The 1,614-nt window shown below is 37.3% G+C and carries 2 protein-coding genes and 1 pseudogene; all 3 read right to left on the bottom strand.

Annotated elements, in window-relative coordinates:
• Window positions 1-479, bottom strand: a 479-nt coding sequence (gene ssb, locus AC1DJR_RS29165; protein WP_477004163.1) for a single-stranded DNA-binding protein, incomplete at its 3' end; no start/stop codon positions are given.
• 26 nt (window positions 480-505) lie between these two features.
• Window positions 506-796: a 30S ribosomal protein S6 gene (rpsF, locus tag AC1DJR_RS29160; protein ID WP_001233782.1), complete on the bottom strand. Its 291-nt coding sequence runs from the start codon at window positions 794-796 to the stop codon at window positions 506-508.
• 191 nt (window positions 797-987) lie between these two features.
• Window positions 988-1,608 (bottom strand): annotated as a pseudogene (locus tag AC1DJR_RS29155) (DUF933 domain-containing protein); the annotation flags it as partial.
• Window positions 1,609-1,614 lie beyond the last annotated feature (6 nt).

Below are 1,614 nucleotides of genomic sequence, written 5' to 3'. Positions count from 1 at the left end.
ACATTCGAAAATGGATCGTCATTCTTCGTAAATCCAGAGTTACCTTGATTACCTTGGTTACCTGAATTACTAGATTGACCAAATGGGTTAGAGCTTTGGTTACCGAAACCAGCTCCTGATGGTTGCTGATTGAATGAACCACGTTGCTCCCCACCGCCATTACGCGGCTCTAAAAATTGTACGCTCTCCGCAAGAACTTCTGTTACATATACACGTTTACCATCTTGTCCATCGTAATTACGAGTTTGAAGACGTCCGTCTACGCCTGCTAAGCTACCTTTTTTCAAATAATTTGCCACGTTTTCTGCTTGTTTACGCCATATTACACAATTAATAAAGTCAGCTTCACGCTCACCTTGTTGATTCGCAAATGCGCGATTCACAGCTAACGTAAAAGTAGCTACTGCAACACCATTGGGCGTGTAACGTAAGTCAGGGTCCTTAGTTAAACGACCAACGAGGATAACACGATTCATCAATCGAACCACTCTCCCTTATATATCAATTATTTTTCTTCTTCTTTAACAACGATATGACGAAGGATATCTTCGTTGATCTTAGCTAAACGGTCGAATTCGTTAATCGCCTCTGAGTTAGAGTTCACGTTTAAGATCATGTAGAAACCTTCACGTAAGTCGTTGATTTCGTAAGCTAAACGACGCTTACCCCACTCTTTTGTGTTAATGATTTCTGCACCATTGTTTGTTAAAACACCTGCGAAACGTTCAACTAAAGCTTTTTGAGCTTCTTCTTCAACGCCAGGACGAATGATGTACATAATTTCGTATTTTCTCATTACACTTTCACCTCCTTTTGGTCTAAACGGCCCATAATGGGCAAGGAGCAATTAATTTATAGTAATTACTCACGAGTTTAGATTATATCATAGTAAGTTATATGAATCAACTCACCAATACGTAAAAAACTTGGCAAACACATAATATATTTGCCAAGTTCATATCTTTATTTTTCCTAGGAAATATTAAATTAAACGTTAAAGCGGAAGTGCATAACATCTCCGTCTTTTACGATATACTCTTTTCCTTCTAAACGTACTTTACCAGCTTCTTTTGCAGCTGTCATAGAGCCATTTGTCATTAAATCAGTATAAGAAACTGTTTCCGCACGAATAAATCCACGTTCAAAGTCCGTATGAATAACACCAGCACATTGTGGTGCTTTCATACCTTGTTTAAACGTCCATGCACGTACTTCTTGCACACCAGCTGTGAAGTAAGTAGCAAGTCCTAATAAGTCATATGCAGCACGAATTAATTGATCTAAACCAGATTCTTCAATRCCTAGTTCTTCAAGGAATACTTTYTTCTCTTCCTCRTCTARCTCAGCRATTTCTKMTTCKATTTTTGCACATACAACRATTACTTGTGAATTTTCATTTGCTGCAAATTCTTTTACCATTTGTACATATTTATTGTCGGAAGGATCCATAATATCATCTTCACTTACGTTTGCTACATATAGCATTTCTTTCGTTGTAAGTAAATGCAGGCCTTTAACAATCTTCATTTGCTCTTCTGTAAATTCAACAGCACGTGCTGGTTTTCCCTCTTCAAAAGATTATTTTAAACGAACTAAAATTTCATGCTCTTATAC

It is taken from the genome of Bacillus sp. 05T31 (assembly GCF_056396725.1).
The sequence above is the reverse complement of the archived record's forward strand: the minus strand, read 5'-3'. Positions and strand labels throughout refer to the sequence as shown.